This is a genomic window from Pannonibacter anstelovis (genome assembly GCF_036881715.1).
In the GTDB taxonomy this organism is placed as follows: Bacteria; Pseudomonadota; Alphaproteobacteria; order Rhizobiales; family Stappiaceae; genus Pannonibacter; species Pannonibacter anstelovis.
Map to the genome: position 1 here is coordinate 2,501 of NZ_JBAKBF010000025.1, position 3,671 is coordinate 6,171.

Genomic DNA, 3,671 nt, shown 5'->3' on the forward strand with positions numbered 1-3,671 from the left:
CGATGACCTGTTTGCACTGGGTGGCTTCGGCTATCTGGTGATCAAACATGGAATGGACATCGATAATGAGAGTGATCAAGCGTCTTAAGGGCATTCGGTGGATGCCTTGGTAGCAAGAGGCGATGAAGGACGTGATACGCTGCGATAAGCGTCGGGGAGCTGCGAATAAGCTTTGATCCGGCGATTTCCGAATGGGGCAACCCACTCCGTATGGAGTACCCGCAAGGGAGCAAACCCGGGGAACTGAAACATCTAAGTACCCGGAGGAAAGGACATCAACCGAGACTCCGCTAGTAGTGGCGAGCGAACGCGGACCAGGCCAGTGGCTTGCAGTTTAGAACCGGAACCGTCTGGAAAGTCGGGCCTCAGCGGGTGACAGCCCCGTACGGGTAGAGAGACTGCAAGTCCTTGAGTAAGGCGGGACACGTGAAATCCTGTCTGAACATGGGGGGACCACCCTCCAAGCCTAAGTACTCCTTGCTAACCGATAGTGCACAAGTACCGTGAGGGAAAGGTGAAAAGCACCCCGACGAGGGGAGTGAAACAGATCCTGAAACCGGATGCCTACAAACAGTTGGAGCCCGAGAGGGTGACAGCGTACCTTTTGTATAATGGGTCAGCGACTTAATTTAACGAGCAAGCTTAAGCCGGTAGGTGTAGGCGTAGCGAAAGCGAGTCTGAATAGGGCGCCTTAGTTCGTTGGATTAGACCCGAAACCGGGTGATCTAGCCATGACCAGGTTGAAGGTGCGGTAACACGCACTGGAGGACCGAACCCACGCCTGTTGAAAAAGTCGGGGATGAGTTGTGGCTAGGGGTGAAAGGCCAATCAAACTCGGAAATAGCTGGTTCTCCGCGAAATCTATTTAGGTAGAGCGTCAGACGAATACTCCTGGGGGTAGAGCACTGGATGGGCTATGGGGACTTACCGTCTTACTGATCCTAACCAAACTCCGAATACCAGGAAGTACTATCTGGCAGACACACAGTGGGTGCTAACGTCCATTGTGGAGAGGGCAACAACCCTGACCGCCAGTTAAGGCCCCCAAATCATGGCTAAGTGGGAAAGGATGTAGAACTCCCAAAACAACCAGGATGTTGGCTTAGAAGCAGCCATCATTTAAAGAAAGCGTAACAGCTCACTGGTCTAAACAAGGGGTTCCGCGCCGAAAATGTAACGGGGCTCAAGCCATGTGCCGAAACTGCGGGTGCACGTAAGTGCGCGGTAGCGGAGCGTTCCGTAGGCTGATGAAGGCAGACCCGTGAGGGCTGCTGGAGGTATCGGAAGTGCGAATGCTGACATGAGTAACGACAAAGCGGGTGAGAGACCCGCTCGCCGAAAGTCCAAGGGTTCCTGCTCAACGTTAATCGGAGCAGGGTTAGCCGGCCCCTAAGGCGAGGCCGAAAGGCGTAGTCGATGGGAATGCAGTTAATATTCTGCAGCCTGCGGGTGGTGACGGATGCCGTGTATCGTATCCCCTTACTGGATTGGGGATGCGGTGAAGGTGTCCCAGGAAATAGCCCCCGCATTATAGACCGTACCCTAAACCGACACAGGTGGACAGGTAGAGCATACCAAGGCGCTTGAGAGAACTATGCTGAAGGAACTCGGCAAATTGCTCCCGTAAGTTCGCGAGAAGGGAGCCTTCTGATCGGGCAACCGGTCAGGAGGGGCACAGACTAGGGGGTGGCGACTGTTTATCAAAAACACAGGGCTCTGCGAAGCCGTAAGGCGACGTATAGGGTCTGACGCCTGCCCGGTGCCGGAAGGTTAAGAGGAGGTGTGCAAGCTCCGAATTGAAGCCCCGGTAAACGGCGGCCGTAACTATAACGGTCCTAAGGTAGCGAAATTCCTTGTCGGGTAAGTTCCGACCTGCACGAATGGCGTAACGACTTCCCCGCTGTCTCCAGCATAGGCTCAGTGAAATTGAATTCCCCGTGAAGATGCGGGGTTCCTGCGGTCAGACGGAAAGACCCCGTGCACCTTTACTACAGCTTCACACTGGTATTCGTGTCGACATGTGTAGGATAGGTGGTAGACGTCGAAGCGAGGGCGCCAGCTCTCGTGGAGTCATCCTTGAAATACCACCCTTGTCGTCATGGATATCTAACCGCGATGTAACAGCATCCGGGACCGTGTGTGGCGGGTAGTTTGACTGGGGCGGTCGCCTCCCAAATGGTAACGGAGGCGCGCGAAGGTGGGCTCAGAGCGGTCGGAAATCGCTCGTCGAGTGCAATGGCATAAGCCTGCCTGACTGCGAGACTGACAAGTCGAGCAGAGACGAAAGTCGGCCATAGTGATCCGGTGGTCCCTCGTGGAAGGGCCATCGCTCAACGGATAAAAGGTACGCCGGGGATAACAGGCTGATGACCCCCAAGAGTCCATATCGACGGGGTTGTTTGGCACCTCGATGTCGACTCATCGCATCCTGGGGCTGGAGCAGGTCCCAAGGGTATGGCTGTTCGCCATTTAAAGCGGTACGTGAGTTGGGTTCAGAACGTCGCGAGACAGTTCGGTCCCTATCTGCCGTGGGTGTAGGAGAATTGAGAGGATCTGTCCCTAGTACGAGAGGACCGGGATGGACGAACCTCTGGTGGACCTGTTGTGGCGCCAGCCGCAGTGCAGGGTAGCTATGTTCGGAATAGATAACCGCTGAAGGCATCTAAGCGGGAAACTAACCTCAAAACAAGTTCTCCCTGAAGAGCCGTGGTAGACCACCACGTCGATAGGAGGCATGTGGAAGCGCGGCAACGCGTGAAGCTGAGCCTTACTAATAGCTCGTTCGGCTTGATCACTCTCATTAATCAATGTCCATTCCATTCTAAATCCCTCACGGGGCGCACGGCTTACGCCTGCCCCTCCAGGAGGGCGGCCTGACCGGCCGGCGCGCGTCGCGCTTGCGGACCTCCGGTCCGTTACGTCCCTCGCGCCTCTGAAAATCATCGATCAGCACCCGCTGAAACAAGACCAGTTCCTCATATCTGCGTTTCGCCGGCCTGGTGGCCCCAGCGGGGGGCCAACACCCGATCCCATCCCGAACTCGGCCGTGAAACCCCCCAGCGCCAATGGTACTTTGTCTCAAGACACGGGAGAGTAGGTCGCTGCCAGGCCTGCAAAACGCAGATAACAAATCAATCTCTTCAACAAACCGCGGCAACAAACCGCCAATACACCTCAACGCGGGGTGGAGCAGCCCGGTAGCTCGTCAGGCTCATAACCTGAAGGCCGCAGGTTCAAATCCTGCCCCCGCAACCAAATCAATCCAAAAACACAAAAAAAACCTCGCCAAAAGCGGGGATAAAACCGTTTAAAGTCGCTCATATAATCACAAAAGAACAAAACAGAAACAAAAACACCCCAAAACCCCACCCCCACCAAAAAAACCAAAGCAACACAACGCAAAATCACCGGAAATCTCGGCTCTGAAAAAGCTTCCCCTCATCTCGAGGATCGCGCCCAACCGCCCGGCCGACAAGCAGATCACAGACCCCGCACGAAGAAGCAATCCCAACGCCAGACGAAATCTCTCCACCAATCCGGACAAGACCCAAAAGAAGATCAGAAAGATCATCAATCTGAACAGCGATCAGATGCACCACACAACCCTCCCGCTCCAAACGGCCCCTCACACGTAAAAGACGACCAAAAATGACAGCACGACGGAAAACGGC

The 3,671-nt window shown here is 55.0% G+C and carries 1 tRNA gene, 2 rRNA genes and 1 pseudogene; 3 read left to right on the plus strand and 1 reads right to left on the minus strand.

What is annotated here, in order from left to right:
• Positions 1–73 precede the first annotated feature (73 nt).
• The 3 genes from V6L75_RS20940 to V6L75_RS20950 all read left to right on the plus strand — a co-directional run bounded on the left by V6L75_RS20940 (position 74) and on the right by V6L75_RS20950 (position 3,255).
• A 23S ribosomal RNA gene (locus V6L75_RS20940) occupies positions 74–2,795 on the plus strand.
• A gap of 200 nt (positions 2,796–2,995) precedes the next feature.
• Positions 2,996–3,110 (plus strand): 5S ribosomal RNA (rrf, locus tag V6L75_RS20945).
• A gap of 68 nt (positions 3,111–3,178) precedes the next feature.
• Positions 3,179–3,255 (plus strand) — tRNA-Met (locus V6L75_RS20950).
• A gap of 149 nt (positions 3,256–3,404) precedes the next feature.
• Here V6L75_RS20950 and V6L75_RS20955 read toward each other — a convergent pair.
• A pseudogene (locus V6L75_RS20955) lies at positions 3,405–3,671 on the minus strand (hypothetical protein); the annotation flags it as partial.